General features: G+C 61.2%; 18 protein-coding genes. 16 read left to right on the top strand and 2 right to left on the bottom strand.

The window, feature by feature from the left end; all coding sequences use genetic code 11:
• Nucleotides 1-99: 99 nt before the first annotated feature.
• Nucleotides 100-3,285 (bottom strand): ribonuclease E, encoded by a 3,186-nt coding sequence (gene rne, locus C4J89_RS19930; RefSeq protein ID WP_218565838.1) that lies wholly within the window; start codon nt 3,283-3,285, stop codon nt 100-102.
• Nucleotides 3,286-4,043: 758 nt separating this feature from the next.
• On the opposite strand from rne, the gene rluC reads away from it, so the two are divergent.
• From rluC to C4J89_RS19915, 3 genes are read left to right on the top strand one after another with little or no spacing between them, the layout of a single operon-like run.
• Nucleotides 4,044-5,003, top strand: coding sequence for a 23S rRNA pseudouridine(955/2504/2580) synthase RluC (gene rluC / locus C4J89_RS19925; RefSeq protein ID WP_065951059.1), 960 nt, complete (start codon nt 4,044-4,046; stop codon nt 5,001-5,003).
• Nucleotides 4,990-5,652 carry an HAD-IA family hydrolase gene (locus C4J89_RS19920; RefSeq protein WP_124415396.1) on the top strand — a complete coding sequence of 221 codons (663 nt, stop codon included), beginning with the start codon at nt 4,990-4,992 and terminating at the stop codon, nt 5,650-5,652. The genes rluC and C4J89_RS19920 overlap by 14 nt, the downstream gene beginning before the upstream one ends.
• A gap of 21 nt (nt 5,653-5,673) precedes the next feature.
• A complete protein-coding gene (locus tag C4J89_RS19915; protein ID WP_124415395.1) occupies nt 5,674-6,657 on the top strand; it encodes a S49 family peptidase in 984 nt (327 codons plus the stop codon).
• A 133-nt stretch (nt 6,658-6,790) separates the two neighbouring features.
• Here the strand turns inward: C4J89_RS19915 and C4J89_RS19910 are convergent, their stop codons facing one another.
• A complete protein-coding gene (locus tag C4J89_RS19910; protein ID WP_124415394.1) occupies nt 6,791-7,369 on the bottom strand; it encodes a nucleoside triphosphate pyrophosphatase in 579 nt (192 codons plus the stop codon).
• 105 nt (nt 7,370-7,474) lie between these two features.
• Between C4J89_RS19910 and C4J89_RS19905 the strand changes: the two genes are divergently transcribed.
• The 13 genes from C4J89_RS19905 to C4J89_RS19845 all read left to right on the top strand — a co-directional run bounded on the left by C4J89_RS19905 (nt 7,475) and on the right by C4J89_RS19845 (nt 18,392).
• Entirely contained in the window at nt 7,475-8,005 is a 531-nt protein-coding gene (locus C4J89_RS19905) for a YceD family protein (protein WP_124364014.1), read from the top strand.
• A gap of 13 nt (nt 8,006-8,018) precedes the next feature.
• Nucleotides 8,019-8,201, top strand: a complete 183-nt coding sequence (gene rpmF / locus C4J89_RS19900; protein WP_008152339.1) for a 50S ribosomal protein L32 — start codon at nt 8,019-8,021, stop codon at nt 8,199-8,201.
• A gap of 4 nt (nt 8,202-8,205) precedes the next feature.
• Entirely contained in the window at nt 8,206-9,216 is a 1,011-nt protein-coding gene (plsX, locus tag C4J89_RS19895; protein WP_124415393.1) for a phosphate acyltransferase PlsX, read from the top strand.
• 126 nt (nt 9,217-9,342) lie between these two features.
• Entirely contained in the window at nt 9,343-10,287 is a 945-nt protein-coding gene (gene fabD, locus C4J89_RS19890) for an ACP S-malonyltransferase (protein WP_124368027.1), read from the top strand.
• A gap of 29 nt (nt 10,288-10,316) precedes the next feature.
• Nucleotides 10,317-11,060, top strand: coding sequence for a 3-oxoacyl-ACP reductase FabG (gene fabG, locus C4J89_RS19885; RefSeq protein WP_124364011.1), 744 nt, complete (start codon nt 10,317-10,319; stop codon nt 11,058-11,060).
• Between the two features lie 191 nt (nt 11,061-11,251).
• A complete protein-coding gene (gene acpP, locus C4J89_RS19880) occupies nt 11,252-11,488 on the top strand; it encodes an acyl carrier protein (RefSeq protein ID WP_010566559.1) in 237 nt (78 codons plus the stop codon).
• Between the two features lie 128 nt (nt 11,489-11,616).
• A complete protein-coding gene (gene fabF, locus C4J89_RS19875) occupies nt 11,617-12,861 on the top strand; it encodes a beta-ketoacyl-ACP synthase II (protein WP_124364010.1) in 1,245 nt (414 codons plus the stop codon).
• Nucleotides 12,861-13,676 (top strand): aminodeoxychorismate lyase, encoded by an 816-nt coding sequence (pabC, locus tag C4J89_RS19870; protein ID WP_124415392.1) that lies wholly within the window; start codon nt 12,861-12,863, stop codon nt 13,674-13,676. Before fabF ends, pabC begins: the two co-directional genes overlap by 1 nt.
• Nucleotides 13,677-14,798: an endolytic transglycosylase MltG gene (gene mltG, locus C4J89_RS19865; RefSeq protein WP_124415391.1), complete on the top strand. Its 1,122-nt coding sequence runs from the start codon at nt 13,677-13,679 to the stop codon at nt 14,796-14,798.
• Between the two features lie 19 nt (nt 14,799-14,817).
• A complete protein-coding gene (gene tmk / locus C4J89_RS19860) occupies nt 14,818-15,450 on the top strand; it encodes a dTMP kinase (protein ID WP_124415390.1) in 633 nt (210 codons plus the stop codon).
• Entirely contained in the window at nt 15,443-16,432 is a 990-nt protein-coding gene (locus C4J89_RS19855) for a DNA polymerase III subunit delta' (protein ID WP_124415389.1), read from the top strand. Before tmk ends, C4J89_RS19855 begins: the two co-directional genes overlap by 8 nt.
• 63 nt (nt 16,433-16,495) lie before the next feature.
• Nucleotides 16,496-17,281 (top strand): TatD family hydrolase, encoded by a 786-nt coding sequence (locus tag C4J89_RS19850; RefSeq protein WP_124415388.1) that lies wholly within the window; start codon nt 16,496-16,498, stop codon nt 17,279-17,281.
• A gap of 445 nt (nt 17,282-17,726) precedes the next feature.
• The gene (locus C4J89_RS19845) at nt 17,727-18,392 is read left to right on the top strand and encodes a TetR/AcrR family transcriptional regulator (protein WP_124364004.1); all 666 of its coding nucleotides are present in this window, start codon (nt 17,727-17,729) and stop codon (nt 18,390-18,392) included.
• Nucleotides 18,393-18,501 lie beyond the last annotated feature (109 nt).

Here is an 18,501-nt window from a genome sequence, read left to right as displayed (position 1 = left end):
GCAAGCCCCCTCCCACCGTTGAACAGCCGTGTGTTCGATTTTTTTGCAAAAAAAGCCCCGCCTGATTGCTCAGGCGGGGCTTTTTATTGGCTGGTGGAATCAGACGAAGGGTTTAGGCTCGTGCTCTTCTTCCTGGGCCTTGTGCTCTACCGACGCGGCAGCAGCGGCGGCAGCCTCGGCTTCCTTGCGGCGACGACGCACTTCACGTGGGTCGTTCGGTGCACGGCCGTTTTCAGTCAGGGCGCTTGCCGGTGCAGCTTCAACCACCGGAGCGGCGACTTCGGCTACCACCGGGGCTTCCACGACTGGCGCAGGCTCTACGACCGCCGTTGGCTCGATCACAGGGGGCGGCTCAACCACTGGGGCAGGCTCGGCAACCACGACTTCGGCAACCGGAGTTGGCGCTTCCTCTACCACCGGCGCAGGCGCAGGCGCTTCAACCGGGGCGGCAGGTTCGGCGGACCATTGGAAGGCGGTCTGTTCTTCGCGAACTTCACGCACGGCCGGGGCGGCTTCTTCGGCAGCCGGTGTTTCAACCACAGTTTCTTCAGCTGCAGCTTCAACCACTGGCGCAGGCTCGACGACCGGGGCGACTTCAACGGCAACCACTTCGGTCACGGGTTGAGCGTCGCGAACCGGTGCTACTTCCACTTCCGGAACCACTGGGGTTTCGATTGGGGTAGCGGCTTCCACCACCGGTGCTTCAACCACTGGAGTCTCGGCAACAGGCGCTTCTACCGTAGCGGTCTCTTCGAAAGCAGCAGTCTCTTCGACAGCGGCGGTAGCGCGTTCAGCCTGCTCATGAGCCTGGGCTTCAGCTGGTGCGCTGATGACCGAGCTGGCCACGGCGGCAGTCACGGCCAGGCCGGCAGCCAGTTCGTCACCGGTCGGTTCGTGGTTGCCAGCTTCTGCGTGCTCGCCGGCTTCTTCCGAACCTTCGATCACGTTGCCGTTGGCATCACGCTGACGCTCACGACGGTTGCTGCGACGACGCTGACCACGGGAACGGCGGCGTGGACGATCGCCTTCGGCGTTGTCCTGGCCCTCTTCCTGCAGTTGCTCTTCGCCGGTCAGCACTTCTTCTTCGCTGGCGGCAGCGGCTTGTTCGGCGCGCGGTTGACGCTCTTCACGCGGAGCACGTGGTTGACGTTCCTCACGTGGCGCGCGTTCTTCACGCGGCTGGCGAGCCGGGCGTTCTTCGGTGGCTGCGGCTGCGGCAACGGCAGGTGCCGCGTCCAGAGGCTCGCGCAGTTCACGCACACGTTCTTCACGCTCGCCGCGCGGCTTGCGATCTTCACGCGGGGCACGTGGAGTGCGCGGTGCACGCTCTTCGCGAGGTGCGCGTTCTTCACGGGCTACGGTCGTGGTTTCTTCACGGGCTTCGCGAGGTACACGCTCTTCACGTGGCGCGCGTTCTTCACGCGGAGCACGTTCTTCGCGCGGCTTGCGCTCTTCGTCGCGGCGACCGTTGCGGTTACGGCTCTGCTGACGACCGTTGCGACGCTCTTCGTTGCGCGCAGGGCGTTCGGCGGCGGTTTTTTCAACCACAACCGGCGCGGCGGGCTCTTCCTTGGTGGCGAACAGGCTGACCAGGGATTTCACCAGGCCTTTGAACAGGCTTGGCTCAGGCAGGGCGGCCGGCGCGGCAACCGGAGCGGCGGCTTCAACCGGAACCGGTGCGTTGGCGCGGGCCGGTGCGGTCTTCACGGCGGCTTCCTGGCGGACCAGGGTGCGGGTCGCGGCGGCTGGCTGGACTTCTTCCACTTCGGCAGCGGCAGCAGCGATTTCGTAGCTGGACTGGCCGCTGTGGGCTTCCGGGCTGTCATCGCGCAGGCGCTGCACTTCGAAGTGCGGCGTCTCGAGGTGATCGTTCGGCAGGATGACGATACGGGCGCGGGTGCGCAGTTCGATCTTGGTGATCGAGTTGCGTTTTTCGTTGAGCAGGAAGGCGGCAACCGGAATCGGCACTTGTGCGCGAACTTCGGCGGTGCGGTCTTTCAGGGCTTCTTCTTCGATCAGGCGCAGGATCGCGAGCGACAGCGATTCAACGTCACGGATGATGCCGGTGCCATTGCAACGCGGGCAAACGATGCCGCTGCTTTCACCCAGGGATGGGCGCAGGCGCTGACGGGACATTTCCAGCAGGCCGAAGCGCGAGATGCGGCCGACCTGCACGCGGGCACGGTCAGCTTCCAGGCATTCGCGGACTTTCTCTTCCACGGCGCGCTGGTTCTTGGCCGGGGTCATGTCGATGAAGTCGATCACGATCAGGCCGCCGATGTCACGCAGGCGCAGCTGGCGGGCGATTTCTTCAGCCGCTTCCAGGTTGGTCTGCAGGGCGGTTTCTTCGATGTCGCTACCCTTCGTGGCGCGCGCCGAGTTGATGTCGATGGACACCAGGGCTTCGGTCGGGTCGATCACGATGGAGCCGCCGGAAGGCAGTTCGACTACGCGCTGGAAAGCGGTCTCGATCTGGCTTTCGATCTGGAAACGGTTGAACAGCGGAACGCTGTCTTCGTACAGCTTGATCTTGCTGGCGTACTGCGGCATCACCTGGCGGATGAAGGTCAGGGCTTCGTCCTGGGCTTCAACGCTGTCGATCAGCACTTCGCCGATGTCCTGGCGCAGGTAATCGCGGATGGCGCGGATGATCACGTTGCTTTCCTGGTAGATCAGGAAGGGCGCGGAGCGATCCAGGGACGCTTCTTTGATGGCGGTCCACAGCTGCAGCAGGTAGTCGAGGTCCCACTGCATTTCTTCGCTGCTGCGGCCCAGGCCTGCAGTGCGCACGATCAGGCCCATGTCGGCCGGTGCGATCAAGCCGTTGAGCGCTTCACGCAGTTCGTTGCGCTCTTCGCCTTCGATACGACGGGAAATACCGCCGGCACGCGGGTTGTTCGGCATCAGCACCAGGTAACGGCCAGCCAGGCTGATGAAGGTGGTCAGGGCGGCGCCCTTGTTGCCACGTTCTTCTTTCTCGACCTGAACGATGACTTCCTGGCCTTCGCTCAGGACGTCCTTGATGTTCACCCGGCCTTCGGGGGCCTTCTTGAAGTATTCGCGGGAGATTTCTTTGAGGGGCAGGAAGCCGTGGCGCTCGGAGCCGAAATCGACAAAGGCAGCCTCAAGGCTAGGTTCGATGCGAGTAATACGGCCTTTATAGATGTTGGCCTTCTTTTGCTCGCGGGCACCGGATTCGATATCCAGGTCGTAGAGGCGTTGGCCATCTACCAGTGCAACACGCAACTCTTCGGGTTGGGTTGCGTTAATCAGCATTCTTTTCATGTTGTACCGTCGGTTTCCGGGCTGCCGGAAACGGCGTTCGGCACACACGACTTCTCACGGTCGGTGTCAGGTGCGTCAAGAGTGGTTGGCCACTCCAGTGTCCAGCAAAACCTGCCAATTGGGCGGGTATCGCGACGGACGCGTCCTGCTTGTTAGCGGTGGTGACAAAGGCACCACTTCAACAAAAGCTAAGGTCAGGAGGAGGAATCAACCGGCGACTGTGGACGAGATGAAGCGTCTAAATATAAGCCTAGTGCTACACGGTCCGACGGTTGTGCATCTCCACCCTACACGTATCCCTGATAATTCGGGTGCTGCCGCGCGCAGAATCCGCAGCGGGTTGGCATTTACCGTGTTCTCCAATGGGGAGTCCACGCTCATGGCTAAACAAGACTAGGTGTGGGCGACTGCGCTCGCACTCAGCTCTTAACAGGCGTTGTTTCCGAAGCATTCGCCATGGTCTGGCCCGAGACTGACTGCACTTTGTGAACTGGCCGTAAATATCGGCGCGCAAGGCGAGTATTCACTCTGCTTTGCGCACTCGCTTCAGGCCTCATGTCACCTGCGCTTGTTACAATCTCAAGCCTTCCAAGGTGGCGAACGCCCCGTAGGACGGCCTCGCGTCCTGATGAATTGCGATGGTCAGGGCCGGCAGTTTGCCGCAAGTCCTCTGTCCAGGCCGCTTTTGGCGGCGTTCGCGACTATAGCAGCAATGATTAAGTGCTTCAATTCCATAAAAAATTGTTATCATCGCCGCCATGACGACTACCGCCCCCCAGACCCCCAGCGTCCAGCTGCTCGAGGTCTCGCCGGAATATGCCGGCCAACGCATCGATAATTTTCTCCTGGCCAGGCTCAAAGGCGTGCCCAAGACCTTGATTTACCGCATCTTGCGCAAAGGCGAGGTGCGCGTGAACAAAGGTCGGATCAAGCCCGAATACAAGTTGCAGGCGGGCGATATCGTCCGGGTGCCGCCAGTGCGTGTGCCCGAGCGCGACGAGCCGGTGCCGCTGGCCCAGGGCCTGCTGCAGCGCCTGGAAGCCTCGATCGTGTTCGAAGATAACAAACTCATCGTGATCAACAAACCCTGCGGCATTGCCGTTCACGGCGGCAGCGGCCTGACGTTCGGCGTGATCGAAGCCTTTCGTCAGCTGCGCCCGGATGCCAAGGAGCTGGAACTGGTCCACCGACTGGACCGCGACACCTCTGGCCTGTTGATGATCGCCAAGAAGCGCAGCATGTTGCGCCACCTGCACACCGCCCTGCGTGGCGATGGAGTAGACAAACGCTACATGGCGTTGGTGCGTGGTAACTGGGCCAGTTCGATCAAGAGCGTGCGAGCGCCGTTGCAGAAAAGCAACCTGCGCTCCGGTGAACGTATGGTGGAAGTGGACGAGGAGGGCAAAGAGGCCCTGACCCTGTTCAAGGTGCTGCGCCGCTTCGGCGACTTCGCCACCCTGGTCGAGGCCAAGCCGGTGACCGGGCGTACCCACCAGATTCGCGTGCACACCCTGCACGCTGGCCATTGCATTGCCGGTGATACCAAATACGGTGACGAGGATTTCTCCAGGGAAATTCGCGACCTGGGCGGCAAGCGCCTGTTCCTGCACGCCTATATGCTGACCGTGCCGCTGCCCGATGGCGGTGAGTTGAAGTTGCAGGCGCCAGTCGATGAGATGTGGGCCAAGACCGTGGAGCGTTTGAGTGTCGCGCCTTGATTACAAGCTGCTGATCTTCGATTGGGATGGAACGCTGGCCAACTCCATAGGGCGGATTGTCGAGTCGATGCACACGGCCTCGACCCGTTCCGGCTTCGAGCCGTGCAGCGACCTTGAGGTCAAGGGCATCATCGGCCTGGGCTTGCCTGAGGCCATCCGCACCCTGTACCCGCAGATCGACGACTCGCAACTGATCGCGTTTCGACAGCACTACGCGGATCACTACATCGCCCTGGAGGCCGAGCCTTCCCCGCTGTTCGACGGTGTGAGGCAGTCCCTGGAAGCGTTCCGTGCCCAGGGCTATTACCTCGCCGTGGCCACCGGCAAGGCCCGGCGCGGGCTCGACCGCGTGCTCAAGGCACATGGCTGGGACGATTATTTCGACATCACCCGTGCCGCGGATGAAACCGCCAGCAAACCCCATCCTCTGATGCTGGAGCAGATCCTGGCTCACTGCGGGGTAGCGCCGCGCAAGGCACTGATGGTGGGGGACGCGTCCTTCGACCTGATGATGGCGCGCAATGCGGGCATGGACAGCGTGGCGGTCAGCTACGGCGCCCAGGCGGCCGAAGCCTTGCAGCAATATGAGCCCAGGCTGACGATCGATCATTTTTCTGAACTGCAGGCCTGGCTCGGTCGGGCTCAATAAGTCTTTGCTGGGGTTAATGGCATGAGTGACGAGTGGAAAGCGCCTGAAAAGGCCGATAGCAGCGACGACAAAAGCTGGAAGTTGCTGGAAAAGACCTTGTTGGCCAGCGTGCAGGAGCAGCGTCGTTCGCGGCGTTGGGGGATTTTCTTCAAGCTGCTGACCTTCGTGTACTTGCTGGGCATGCTGGCGTTGTTCAGCCCGCTGATGGACATGGAAAAAAGCGCCACCCGTGGCAGCCACTACACCGCCTTGATCGAAGTGCGCGGGGTGATCGCCGACAAGGAGCCCGCCAGCGCCGACAATATCGTCAGCAGCCTGCGCGCCGCGTTCGAAGACCCCAAGGTCAAAGGCGTGGTCCTGCGCATCAATAGCCCCGGTGGCAGCCCGGTGCAGTCGGGTTATGTGTATGACGAGATCCGCCGTCTGCGCGCCCTGCATCCAGATACCAGGCTTTATGCGGTGATCTCGGACCTGGGGGCCTCGGGTGCCTATTACATCGCCAGCGCCGCCGACCAGATCTATGCGGACAAGGCCAGCCTGGTCGGCTCCATTGGCGTGACAGCGGCCGGCTACGGTTTTGTCGGCACCATGGAGAAGCTGGGCGTGGAGCGTCGCACCTACACGTCGGGGGAGCATAAGGCGTTCCTCGACCCGTTCCAGCCGCAAAAGGCCGATGAAACCCAGTTCTGGCAGGGCGTGCTCGATACCACCCATCGTCAGTTCATTGCCAGCGTCAAGCAAGGGCGCGGCGATCGGCTCAAGGACAAGGACCATCCAGAGCTGTTCTCCGGCCTCGTGTGGTCGGGTGAGCAAGCGCTGCCGCTGGGCTTGATCGACGGCCTGGGCAGTGCCAGTTCAGTGGCGCGAGATGTGATTGGCGAGAAGGAGTTGGTGGATTTTACGGTTGAGGAATCGCCGTTTGACCGCTTCTCCAAGAAGCTCGGCGCCAGCGTGGCTGAGAAGCTGGCCCTGTACATGGGCTTCCAGAGCCCGACCCTGCGCTGATAGCTCAAGGCAGCTGTAGATCAAAATGTGGGAGGGGGCTTGCCCCCGATAGCGGTGGACCAGTCAGCTTATCTATAGCTGAGACACCGTCATCGGGGGCAAGCCCCCTCCCACATTTGGATCTGCATTGCTCTCAGGGAATGTGCACACCTTGGGCCAGCAGCATGTCTACCAGGCGAATCAACGGCAGGCCCACAAGGCTGGTCGCATCCGGCCCTTCGGTGCTCTGGAACAGGCTCACGCCCAGGCCTTCGGCCTTGAAGCTGCCCGCACAGTCATACGGCTGCTCGATCCGCAGGTAGCGTTCGATGCGTTCAACGCTCAGTTCGCGCATGTGCACCGTGAAAGGGATGCAGTCGACCTGGCAGTGCCCGGTATCGCTATTGAGCAGCGCCAGTCCGGTGAGGAAGCTCACACGCTTGCCGCTGGCTGCCAGCAATTGTTCGCGGGCATTTTCGAAGGTGTGCGGCTTGCCGATAATCCGTCCTTCAAGCGCAGCCACCTGATCCGAGCCGATGATCAGGTGCCTGGGATGGCTGGCGGCGAGGGCGCGCGCTTTCTCTTCGGCCAGGCGCTTGACCAGCTCAATAGCGGATTCATCCGGGCGATGGCTTTCATCGATATCCGGTGCGCCGCAGGTGAACGGCAAGTGCAGGCGGCTCAGTAATTCCCGGCGATAAACCGAGCTGGACGCAAGTAATAAAGGCAGCATGGACGTCTCCTCAAGGCAGCCGCAGATTCTAGCGGCGTGACCGGCTGACGCACAGGGCTGAATTTCCTTTGACATGGCTGGGTGCATCCCTATAATGCTGCGCCTATGTTGAATGACCCGATTCCACCTCACGTTGACCCGCGCAAATTGGCTGATCGTGGCACTTCCCTTCAAGGTGAATTGCCGCTGGCCGATTTGGAGAGACTCTGCGACTCGCTTTCCGACACTGTCGGTGCGGTCCAGGCCAAATTCGTTTTTGAACGAGATGAACGTAAGTCTGTGGTGATCCACAGTTTTATCGACACCGAAGTCAAGATGGTTTGCCAGCGTTGTCTTGAGCTGGTCACCCTGCCGATCCACAGCGAATGCAGTTATGCCGTGGTGAAGGAGGGTGCGAATACCCAGTCGTTGCCGAAAGGTTATGACGTGCTGGAACTGGGCGAAGATCCTTTGGATCTGCATGCACTGATCGAGGAGGAGCTTTTGCTCGCCTTGCCCATTGTGCCTGCTCATCATCCGGAAGAATGCCAGCAGCCGGCGGGTCTCGATGACGAGCCCGAACCGAGCGAGGACGAGGTAACGCGGTCCAACCCGTTCAGTGTATTGGCGCAGTTAAAGCGTGACCCAAACGTTTAGGAGTTAATCAATTATGGCTGTTCAGCAGAACAAAAAATCCCGCTCTGCCCGTGACATGCGTCGTTCGCACGATGCCCTGACGGCAAGCACTCTGTCTGTAGAAAAAACCACCGGTGAAATTCACCTGCGTCACCACGTATCGCCAGAAGGCGTATACCGTGGCCGTAAAGTGATCGACAAGGGCGCTGACGAGTAATCACTTGTCTGCTCAAGTCATCGCGATTGACGCAATGGGCGGGGACTTCGGTCCCCGCAGCATTGTTCAGGCCTGCATTGCCAGCCTGTCTGCAACGCCCTCGCTGCACCTGACCCTCGTCGGTCAACCCTCCCTACTTGAAGAACTGATTGCCAGCCATCCGGCGGTGGATCGCGCGCGCCTGACGGTTACAGCGGCCAGCGAAGCCATCACCATGGACGAAAAGCCGGCAGCGGCCCTGCGCGGCAAGCCCGACTCATCCATGCGCGTGGCGTTGGAAATGTTGCGCGACGGCAAGGTGCAGGCCTGTGTCAGCGCCGGCAATACGGGCGCGCTGATGGCCTTGTCGCGGCATGTGCTCAAGACGCTGCCGGGCATCGACCGGCCGGCGATGGTGGCGGCGATTCCGACGCAGAAAGGTTATTGCCAGTTGCTGGACCTGGGGGCGAACGTCGACTGCAGTGCCGAGCACCTGTTCCAGTTCGCCGTGATGGGCTCGGTGGCGGCCGAAGCGCTGGGCGTGGTACGGCCACGCGTGGCCTTGCTGAACATCGGCACCGAAGACATCAAGGGCAACCAGCAGGTCAAGCTCGCCGCTGCGTTGCTGCAGGGCGCGCGAGGCTTGAACTACATCGGTTTTGTCGAAGGTGACGGTTTGTACCGGGGCGAAGCGGATGTGGTGGTGTGCGACGGGTTCGTCGGCAATATCCTGCTCAAATCCAGCGAAGGCCTGGCGACCATGATCGCCACGCGCATCGAAGCGCTGTTCAAACAGAATCTGGTGTCGCGGGCTGTTGGCGCCCTGGCGCTGCCATTGATGCGCCGTCTGCAGGCCGACCTGGCCCCGGCCAGGCACAATGGCGCGAGTTTTCTGGGTTTGCAGGGCATTGTGGTGAAAAGCCACGGTTCGGCTGGTGTGGAAGGTTTTCAAAGTGCCATTGCGCGGGCCGTGATCGAGATTCAGGAAAACCTGCCGCAACGTTTGCACGGCCGTCTCGAGGATCTGTTGCCTTAGGCGAATTGGCCCGGGAGTGCTTAAATGTGACCGGCCAGTTCAATTGACCATCCAATCTGTCAGTTTCGTGCGCTCCCACCGTAGGGGCGCCTCTTTCCGACGACAAGATCATTAGGGGCTTGTTACATGTCTACATCCCTCGCATTCGTCTTTCCAGGGCAGGGTTCGCAGTCCCTCGGCATGTTGGCCGAGCTGGGCGCGCAATACCCGCTGATCCTGGACACCTTCAAGGAAGCTTCCGACGCACTGGGTTACGACCTGTGGGCGTTGACCCAGCAGGGGCCGGAAGAGCAACTCAATCAAACCGATAAGACCCAGCCGGCCATCCTGACCGCTTCGATCGCCCTGTGGCGCTTGTGGCTGGCCGAAGGCGGCGCGCGCCCGGCGTTCGTTGCCGGCCACAGCCTGGGCGAATACAGCGCGCTGGTCGCGGCGGGCAGCCTGACCCTCGCTGAAGCGGTCAAGCTGGTCGAGCGTCGTGGCCAATTGATGCAGGAAGCCGTTCCGGCCGGGCAGGGCGGCATGGCCGCTATCCTGGGCCTGGACGACGCCGTGGTGATCGAAGCCTGTGCCGAAGCGGCCCAGGGCGAAGTGGTCAGCGCGGTCAACTTCAACTCCCCTGGCCAAGTGGTCATTGCCGGTGCCAAGGCGGCGGTCGAACGCGCCATCGAAGGCTGCAAGGCGCGTGGCGCCAAGCGTGCGCTGCCGTTGCCGGTCAGCGTGCCGTCCCACTGCGAACTGATGCGCCCGGCCGCCGAGCGTTTTGCCGAGTCTATCGCTGCCATCAACTGGCAGGCGCCGCAGATCCCGCTGGTGCAGAACGTCAGCGCGGCGGTTGCCCCTGACCTGGACACCCTCAAGCGCGACCTGCTGGAGCAGCTCTACAAGCCGGTACGCTGGGTGGAATCGGTGCAGACCCTGGCCGCCAACGGCGCCACCGAGCTGGTCGAGTGCGGTCCGGGCAAAGTCCTGGCCGGCCTGAACAAGCGCTGCGCCGACGGTGTGTCGACTGCCAACCTCAATACCCCTGAAGCCTTCGCTGCCGCTCGCGGCACTGGCCTGAACGCTTAATCCCGATTTTGTACTTAGGAGAAGCCTGCATGAGTCTGCAAGGTAAAGTTGCACTGGTTACCGGCGCAAGCCGTGGCATCGGCCAGGCCATCGCCCTGGAGCTGGGCCGTCAGGGCGCCGTTGTGATCGGCACCGCCACTTCCGCTTCGGGCGCCGAGCGTATTGCCGCGACCCTCAAGGAAAACGGCGTGCAGGGCACCGGCCTTGAGCTGAATGTGACCAGTGATGCGTCCGTGGCGGCTGTGCTGGCCGAGATCACCGCTCAGTTCGGTGCGCCGTCGATTCTGGTGAACAATGCCGGTATCACCCGCGATAACCTGATGATGCGCATGAAAGACGACGAATGGTACGACGTAGTCGATACCAACCTGAACAGTCTGTTCCGCCTGTCCAAGGGCGTTTTGCGCGGCATGACCAAGGCGCGTTGGGGCCGAATTATCAATATTGGCTCCGTAGTGGGTGCCATGGGCAACGCCGGCCAAGTAAACTACGCCTCCGCCAAGGCCGGTCTGGAAGGTTTCAGCCGTGCACTGGCGCGTGAAGTCGGTTCGCGGTCGATTACGGTAAACTCGGTGGCTCCAGGGTTCATCGACACCGATATGACCCGCGAACTGCCGGAAGCACAGCGTGAAGCCTTGCTGACGCAGATTCCGCTGGGCCGTCTGGGCCAGGCTCAAGAGATCGCGAATGTGGTCACTTTCCTGGCATCCGACGGTGCGGCATACGTGACTGGGGCTACAATTCCAGTGAACGGCGGGATGTACATGAGTTAAATTGTGACGGATCGCTTCAAAAATATGTCATACGAGCTGTCTAAAATCCGTTATAAAGCTGCAACTTAATTTATAGGCAGGTGGCAGGGCGGGTACAGGGTGAAGCTTTCAGTTGAAAAGCTGAAATGGCTTTCTATACACTTACCCACTGGCCAGCTGCCTGAATTTGTCCATTAGGAGTTAAACAAGGTATGAGCACCATCGAAGAGCGCGTCAAGAAAATCGTTGCCGAGCAACTGGGCGTCAAAGAAGAAGAAGTGACCAACACTGCTTCCTTCGTAGAAGACCTGGGTGCCGATTCCCTTGACACCGTTGAGCTGGTGATGGCTCTGGAAGAGGAATTCGAGACCGAAATCCCGGACGAAGAAGCTGAAAAAATCACTACTGTTCAAGCTGCTATCGACTACGTTACTGCCCACCAGGCGTAATAGTTTGTAGTCGTCGCTTGCTGTCAGGGAAAAACCGCACTGCTGTAACGGCGTGCGGTTTTTTCTTTAAGCGGTGACGAAAAGTACGCTGCGAAGCAGAGTGTCGTCATTAGAAAAAGGAGAGTGCTGTGTCGCGTAGACGCGTCGTAGTCACCGGTATGGGTATGTTGTCGCCACTGGGCACGGATGTGCCAAGCAGTTGGCAGGGCATTCTGGCTGGCCACAGTGGTATCGGTCTGATCGAACACACGGACCTTTCTGCCTATTCCACCCGTTTTGGCGGCTCGGTAAAGGGTTTCAATGTCGAGGAATACCTCTCGATCAAGGAATCCCGCAAGCTCGACCTGTTCATTCAGTACGGCCTGGCAGCCGGTTTTCAGGCGGTGCGTAATGCCGGCCTGGAGGTCACCGACGCCAACCGTGAGCGCATCGGCGTGGCCATGGGTTCGGGTATTGGTGGCCTGACCAATATCGAAGAAACCAGCCGCACGCTGCACGATTCCGGCCCCCGTCGAATTTCACCGTTCTTCGTGCCGGGCTCGATCATCAATATGATTTCCGGTTTCCTGTCGATCCACCTGGGCGCACAGGGGCCTAATTACGCCATCGCAACGGCGTGCACCACGGGCACCCACTGCATCGGCATGGCGGCGCGCAATATCGCCTACGATGAAGCCGACGTGATGATCGCCGGCGGCGCCGAGATGGCCGCCTGCGGCCTGGGCATGGGCGGCTTCGGCGCGTCCCGTGCGCTGTCGACCCGCAACGACGAACCGACCCGTGCCAGCCGTCCGTGGGACAAAGGCCGCGACGGTTTCGTACTGTCCGACGGTGCCGGCGCCCTGGTGCTGGAAGAGTTGGAGCATGCCAAGGCGCGCGGTGCCACCATCTATGCCGAGCTGATCGGCTTTGGCATGAGCGGCGACGCCTACCACATGACCTCGCCACCGGCCGACGGTGCCGGTGCCGCGCGTTGCATCACCAACGCCTTGCGCGATGCGAAGGTCAACGCGGACCAGGTGCAGTACATCAACGCCCATGGCACTTCGACGCCGACCGGCGACCTGGCGGAAGCCGAGGCCATCAAGTCGGTGTTCGGCGAGCATGCCTATAAGCTGGCCGTCAGCTCCACCAAGTCCATGACCGGCCATCTGCTGGGCGCGGCGGGCGCGGTCGAGGCGATCTTCAGTGTCATGGCCATCAAGGACCAGGTCGCTCCGCCGACCATCAACCTTGATGAGCCGGACGAAGGTTGCGACCTGAACTTCGTGCCTCACGAAGCGCAACCGATGCCGATCGACGTGGTGATCTCCAACTCGTTCGGTTTTGGTGGCACCAACGGCTCGCTGGTGTTCCGCCGGTTCGCCGAGTGATGCACAGCTGGGTCGACGGTCAGCCAGCGGACAGCGTGCCCCTGAAAGATCGCGGCCTGGCGTATGGCGATGGGGTGTTTGAAACCATCGCGGTCAAGGCCGGGCAGCCGGTGCTGCTTGACCGCCATCTGCAGCGCCTCCATGAGGGCTGCAGGCGCCTCGGGTTAGCCGTAGATCACGGGCTGGTCCGTAGCGAGGTGCTGGCCTATGCCACAGCCCTTGGCGATGGCGTGCTCAAGTTGATCCTGACCCGTGGCGACAGCCAGCGCGGTTATGGCATCGACCCCGAGGCCGCTGCGCGCCGTATCTTGCAGGGCAGTCCGCCTGCCGCTTATCCCGAAACTCATGGAACCGACGGCATCCGCCTGTTTGCGTGTGTCACCCGCTTGGCCGAACAACCGATGCTGGCCGGGCTCAAACACCTCAACCGCCTTGAGCAGGTGATCGCCCGCGCCGAATGGCGGGATGCCGAGCATGCCGAAGGCTTGATGCTGGATACGTCCGGTCGTGTCATCGAAGGTGTGTTCAGCAACCTGTTCCTGGTGCGCAACGGCTTGTTACTAACCGCTGATCTGAAGCGTTGCGGCGTTGCCGGCGTGATGCGCGCCGAACTCCTGGCCCAGGCGCAAGTGCTGGGCGTCCCGGTGGCTGTGGCCGACATCAGCCTCGAACAGTTGCAGCAGGCCGACGAAGTCTTTGTGTGCAACAGCGTTTATGGCATCTGGCCGGTATGCGAGTGCGCTGGGATGAGCTGGTCGGTTGGCCCGCTCACCCGTAAACTGCAGGGCATTGTTCGCGCGCTATTGGATATTTGAGTGATACGAAAACTGGTTGTACTGCTGCTGATCGGTGTGTGCTCGGCGGCTTTGCTGGCGGGCTTTTGCGCCTGGAAATACAACGCTGCCTTGAAACAGCCGTTGCATTTGACCCAGGAGCAATTGCTCGATGTGCCGACAGGGGCGACGCCCACTGGCACCTTCAATCGTCTGGAAGCCGATGGCGTGCTCGACGGTGCCTTCTGGCTGCGTCTTTATTGGCGTTTCAACCTCGAGGGCCAGCCGCTGCACAGCGGCGAATACCGGATGACCCCAGGCATGACCGCCGAAGGCCTGATCGGCCTGTGGCAGCGTGGGGAAGTGGTGCAATACAGCCTGACCCTGGTGGAGGGGTGGAACTTTCGCCAGGTACGCTCGGCCCTGGCTAAGCATGACAAGATCGTGCAGAGCCTCTCGGGCCTGAGTGACAGCGAAGTGATGGACAAGCTCGGCCATCCTGGCGTGTTCCCTGAAGGCCGCTTCTTTCCCGACACCTACCGTTTCGTGCGCGGCATGACCGATGTCGAATTCCTGAAGAAGGCCTACAACCGCCTCGATGATGTACTGGCCCAGGAGTGGAGCAAGCGCGCGCCTGATGCGCCTTACACTGAGCCTTATCAAGCGCTGATCATGGCCTCTCTTGTAGAAAAGGAGACCGGTGTGCCCGAAGAGCGCGGGCAAATTGCCGGTGTGTTCGTGCGTCGCCTGAAGATGGGCATGATGTTGCAGACCGATCCCACGGTGATCTACGGCCTGGGTGAGCGCTACAACGGCAAGTTGACCCGCGCCCATCTCAAGGAAGCCAACCCCTACAACACCTACATGATCGCCGGCCTGCCGCCGACACCCATCGCCATGGTCGGCCGCGAGGCGATTCATGCCGCACTGAACCCGGTGCCGGGCAGCAGCCTGTATTTCGTCGCCCGTGGCGATGGCAGCCATATTTTCTCGGATGACCTGGATGCGCATAATGCCGCCGTGCGTGAGTTTCAACTCAAGCGCCGTGCCGATTACCGTTCCAGCCCGGCACCGGCGGTCAAGCCGCTGGACGACGCGGTGCCACCGGTTGACGTACCGGCAGAGCCTGCGCCGGACACCAGCGCCCCGCAAAGCCCGCAATGACTCTGACTAAGGACTGCCTGTGACTGGCTTGTTTATAACCCTCGAAGGCCCGGAAGGCGCCGGCAAAAGCACCAACCGCGACTACCTGGCCGAGCGCCTGCGTGCTGCGGGCATCGAAGTGGTGTTGACCCGTGAGCCCGGCGGTACGCCGCTGGCCGAGCGCATCCGTGAAGTATTGCTGGCGCCGGGTGATGAGCCAATGAACCCGGACACCGAGCTGCTGCTGGTGTTCGCCGCCCGTGCCCAGCATTTGGCCGAGGTCATCCGACCGGCGCTGGCACGCGGCGCCGTGGTGATCTGCGACCGTTTCACTGACTCCACCTACGCCTACCAGGGCGGTGGTCGTGGGTTGTGCCCGGAACGTATCGCTGCCCTGGAAGCCTTCGTGCAGGGCGATCTGCGTCCAGACCTGACCCTGCTGTTCGACCTGCCGGTGGAAGTGGGGATGGCTCGCGCCAGTGCACGCGGCCGCCTGGATCGTTTCGAGCTGGAAGGCCAGGGGTTTTTCGACGCTGTGCGCACTGCATTCCTCGCGCGTGCCAAGGCGGAGCCTGCGCGTTATCACCTGCTCGATGCGGCTCAGCCGCTGGCGCAGGTGCAGCACGCCATCGATGCGCTGTTGCCCACCCTGCTGGAGCGCGCCCGTGGCTGATGCCTATCCATGGCAGGACGGCCTGTGGCAACAATTGGCCGGCCGTGCCCAGCACGCCCACGCCTATTTGCTGCACGGCCCGACAGGCATCGGCAAGCGCGCCCTTGCCGAACGCTTGATGGCCAGCTTGTTGTGCCAACGCCCGGTCAGCCTGGAGGCCTGCGGCGCATGCAAATCCTGCCTGCTGCTGAAGGCGGGTAGCCACCCCGACAACTATGTGCTGGAACCTGAGGAAGCGGACAAAGCGATCAAGGTCGACCAGGTACGCGACCTTGTCAGTTTCGTGGTGCAAACCGCGCAGATGGGCGGGCGCAAGGTGGTGCTGATCGAGCCGGTGGAGGCGATGAACATCAACGCCGCCAACGCCTTGCTCAAAAGCCTTGAAGAACCGTCCGGCGATACCGTGCTATTGCTGGTGAGCCACCAGTCCAGCCGCTTGCTGCCGACTATCCGCAGCCGTTGCGTGCAGCAGGCGTGCCCGTTGCCGAGCGAGGCCATGAGCCTGCAATGGCTGGCGCAGGCGCTGCCGGACTGCTCGGCGCAAGAACGGGTTGAATTGCTGACCCTGGCCGCCGGTTCCCCTTTGGCTGCGGTGAAGCTGCAAGCCCAGGGCGTGCGCGAGCAACGTGCACTGGTCGTGGACGGGGTGAAGAAGCTGATCAAACAGGAACTGTCCGCCACGCAATTGGCCGAAACTGCGTGGAAGGACATTCCCCTGTTGCTGCTGTTCGACTGGTTCTGCGACTGGTCCAGCCTGATCCTGCGCTACCAGCTGACCCAGGACGAGAACGGCCTGGGCCTGCCGGACATGCGCAAGGTGGTGCAATACCTGGCGCAGAAAAGTGCCCAGGACAAGGTGCTGAGCATTCAGGACTGGATCCTCGCCCAGCGCCAGAAGGTGCTCGGCAAGGCCAACCTCAACCGCGTGCTCTTGCTCGAAGCGCTGCTGGTGCAGTGGGTCGGTCTGCTCGGCCGGCGTTAATTTCCGTGGCCAGCGGGTGTATCGTTGGCCAGACACGTTCCGTAACTCAAGTTGTAGAGACCCATGCTCGTAGATTCCCACTGTCACCTTGATCGACTCGACCTCGCTCAGCACGGCGGCTCCCTTGACGCCGCCCTTGAAGCTGCGCGCCAGCGCGGGGTAGGGCACTTCCTGTGCATCGGCGTCAGTGCCGAAAACGCCGCCGACGTCAAAGCCCTCGCCGATCGCTACGCCGACGTGGATTGTTCGGTGGGTATCCACCCGCTGGATCTCAAACCCGGCGAAGCACCGGCCCTGGACTGGCTGTTGGGCGAGCTCAATCACCCGCGCGTCGTCGCCATTGGCGAAACCGGTCTGGATTACCACTACGAACCCGAAGCCGCCGACCTGCAGCAGGCCTCGTTCCGCCTGCACCTGCAGGCCGCGCAACAGACCGGCAAACCGGTGATCGTCCACACCCGTGGGGCTCGCGCCGATACCCTGGCGCTGTTGCGTGAAGCCGCGCTGCCCCAGGCGGGTGTATTGCATTGCTTTACCGAGGATTGGGAGATGGCCAAGGCCGCTCTGGATCTGGGCTTCTATATTTCCCTGTCGGGTATCGTTACCTTTCGCAATGCCGACGCGCTGCGTGATGTCGCCCGCCAGGTGCCTGCTGACCGGCTGCTGGTGGAAACCGACTCGCCGTACCTGGCGCCGATCCCCCATCGCGGCAAGCCGAACCTGCCCGAGTACGTGCGTGACGTGGCGGATTATCTGGCAATGCTGCGCGGTGAGTCCTACGATCGCTTCGCCGAGCAGACCACTGAGAACTTCAGGCGTTTGTTTCCACTGGCCCATGTGGCCTGCTGATCGCGCTCAAATCCCAGGCAAAAAAAACCCGGGTTCTGGGGGGTGAATCCGGGCTAAGACCATTAGGAGTAAAACAAGGGCACACAGTCCGTCGGTACCCAGGTCGACGCGTCACTTGGGGGAGATGTCACGCCGACACTTGAAGTATTGATCACTATCGGATTCAGTCCAGTGTCGATTGGTCGTTTTTTAAACAGATTTGGAATACGCGCTCTTCGCTTGAGTTCTCATTGCACAGGATGCTCGGGTCGAGTGGTGCGTATTGTTTCTGACTGATATCGCCAAAATCGTTGGCGTATTGAAAGTAAAGTGCATAACGGGTTCACATAGGCGTTGCCCAACGACCGTTCAGTCGGGATAATCCCTCGCATCGGGTAAATCGTATCGCCACGTATCCATGGCGCGCGAAACCCTCCCTATTCCGACCTTTGCAGACCTCTTCCTCATGCATAAAGAACCCCGTAAGGTCCGTGAGTTTCGCCGCCGTGAGCAGGAAATTCTCGACACCGCACTCAAATTGTTCCTCGAACAAGGCGAAGACAGCGTCACCGTCGAGATGATCGCGGATGCCGTGGGTATCGGCAAAGGCACGATCTACAAGCACTTCAAGTCCAAGGCCGAGATTTACCTGCGCCTGATGCTCGACTACGAGCGCGACTTGAACGAGCTGCTGCATTCGGCCGATGTCGACAAGGACAAAGAAGCCTTGTCCCGAGCCTATTTCGAGTTCCGCATGCGCGACCCGCAGCGCTACCGCCTGTTTGACCGCCTGGAAGAAAAGGTCGTCAAGGGCCATCAAGTGCCGGAAATGGTCGAGGAACTGCACAAGATCCGCGCCTCGAATTTTGAACGCCTGACCTTGCTGATCAAGGGCCGTATCAGTGAAGGCAAGCTCGAAGACGTGCCGCCGTACTTCCACTACTGCGCCGCCTGGGCCCTGGTACATGGCGCCGTCGCGCTGTACCACTCGCCGTTCTGGAGCAATGTGCTGGAAGACCAGGAAGGCTTCTTTCAGTTCCTGATGGACATCGGCGTGCGCATGGGCAACAAGCGCAAACATAGCGCTGAGTTGCCGGGCCCTGAAAAAGCTGGCGAAGCGCCTGCTGCCTGAGTCATTCATCACGCTGATGGCTCAATGATTTACTGCCAGGCGCAGTACCCTAGGAATATACTCAGGCAAGGATCTTGCTAAAAGCTGATTTATAAGTCAGCTTCTAGCA

The sequence above is a fragment of the Pseudomonas sp. R4-35-07 genome, assembly GCF_003852235.1.
In the GTDB taxonomy this organism is placed as follows: Bacteria; Pseudomonadota; Gammaproteobacteria; order Pseudomonadales; family Pseudomonadaceae; genus Aquipseudomonas.
The sequence above is the reverse complement of the archived record's forward strand: the minus strand, read 5'-3'. Positions and strand labels throughout refer to the sequence as shown.

What these genes read in the sequence shown, in the direction of transcription:
- acpP (WP_010566559.1), top strand. Translation starts at nt 11,252, where the DNA reads ATGAGCACCATCGAAGAGCGCGTCAAGAAAATCGTTGCCGAGCAACTG.
- rne (WP_218565838.1), bottom strand. Translation starts at nt 3,285, where the DNA reads ATGAAAAGAATGCTGATTAACGCAACCCAACCCGAAGAGTTGCGTGTT.
- C4J89_RS19905 (WP_124364014.1), top strand. Translation starts at nt 7,475, where the DNA reads ATGTTGAATGACCCGATTCCACCTCACGTTGACCCGCGCAAATTGGCT.
- rluC (WP_065951059.1), top strand. Translation starts at nt 4,044, where the DNA reads ATGACGACTACCGCCCCCCAGACCCCCAGCGTCCAGCTGCTCGAGGTC.
- pabC (WP_124415392.1), top strand. Translation starts at nt 12,861, where the DNA reads ATGCACAGCTGGGTCGACGGTCAGCCAGCGGACAGCGTGCCCCTGAAA.
- fabG (WP_124364011.1), top strand. Translation starts at nt 10,317, where the DNA reads ATGAGTCTGCAAGGTAAAGTTGCACTGGTTACCGGCGCAAGCCGTGGC.
- rpmF (WP_008152339.1), top strand. Translation starts at nt 8,019, where the DNA reads ATGGCTGTTCAGCAGAACAAAAAATCCCGCTCTGCCCGTGACATGCGT.
- C4J89_RS19910 (WP_124415394.1), bottom strand. Translation starts at nt 7,369, where the DNA reads ATGCTGCCTTTATTACTTGCGTCCAGCTCGGTTTATCGCCGGGAATTA.
- fabD (WP_124368027.1), top strand. Translation starts at nt 9,343, where the DNA reads ATGTCTACATCCCTCGCATTCGTCTTTCCAGGGCAGGGTTCGCAGTCC.
- C4J89_RS19845 (WP_124364004.1), top strand. Translation starts at nt 17,727, where the DNA reads ATGCATAAAGAACCCCGTAAGGTCCGTGAGTTTCGCCGCCGTGAGCAG.
- C4J89_RS19850 (WP_124415388.1), top strand. Translation starts at nt 16,496, where the DNA reads ATGCTCGTAGATTCCCACTGTCACCTTGATCGACTCGACCTCGCTCAG.
- C4J89_RS19915 (WP_124415395.1), top strand. Translation starts at nt 5,674, where the DNA reads ATGAGTGACGAGTGGAAAGCGCCTGAAAAGGCCGATAGCAGCGACGAC.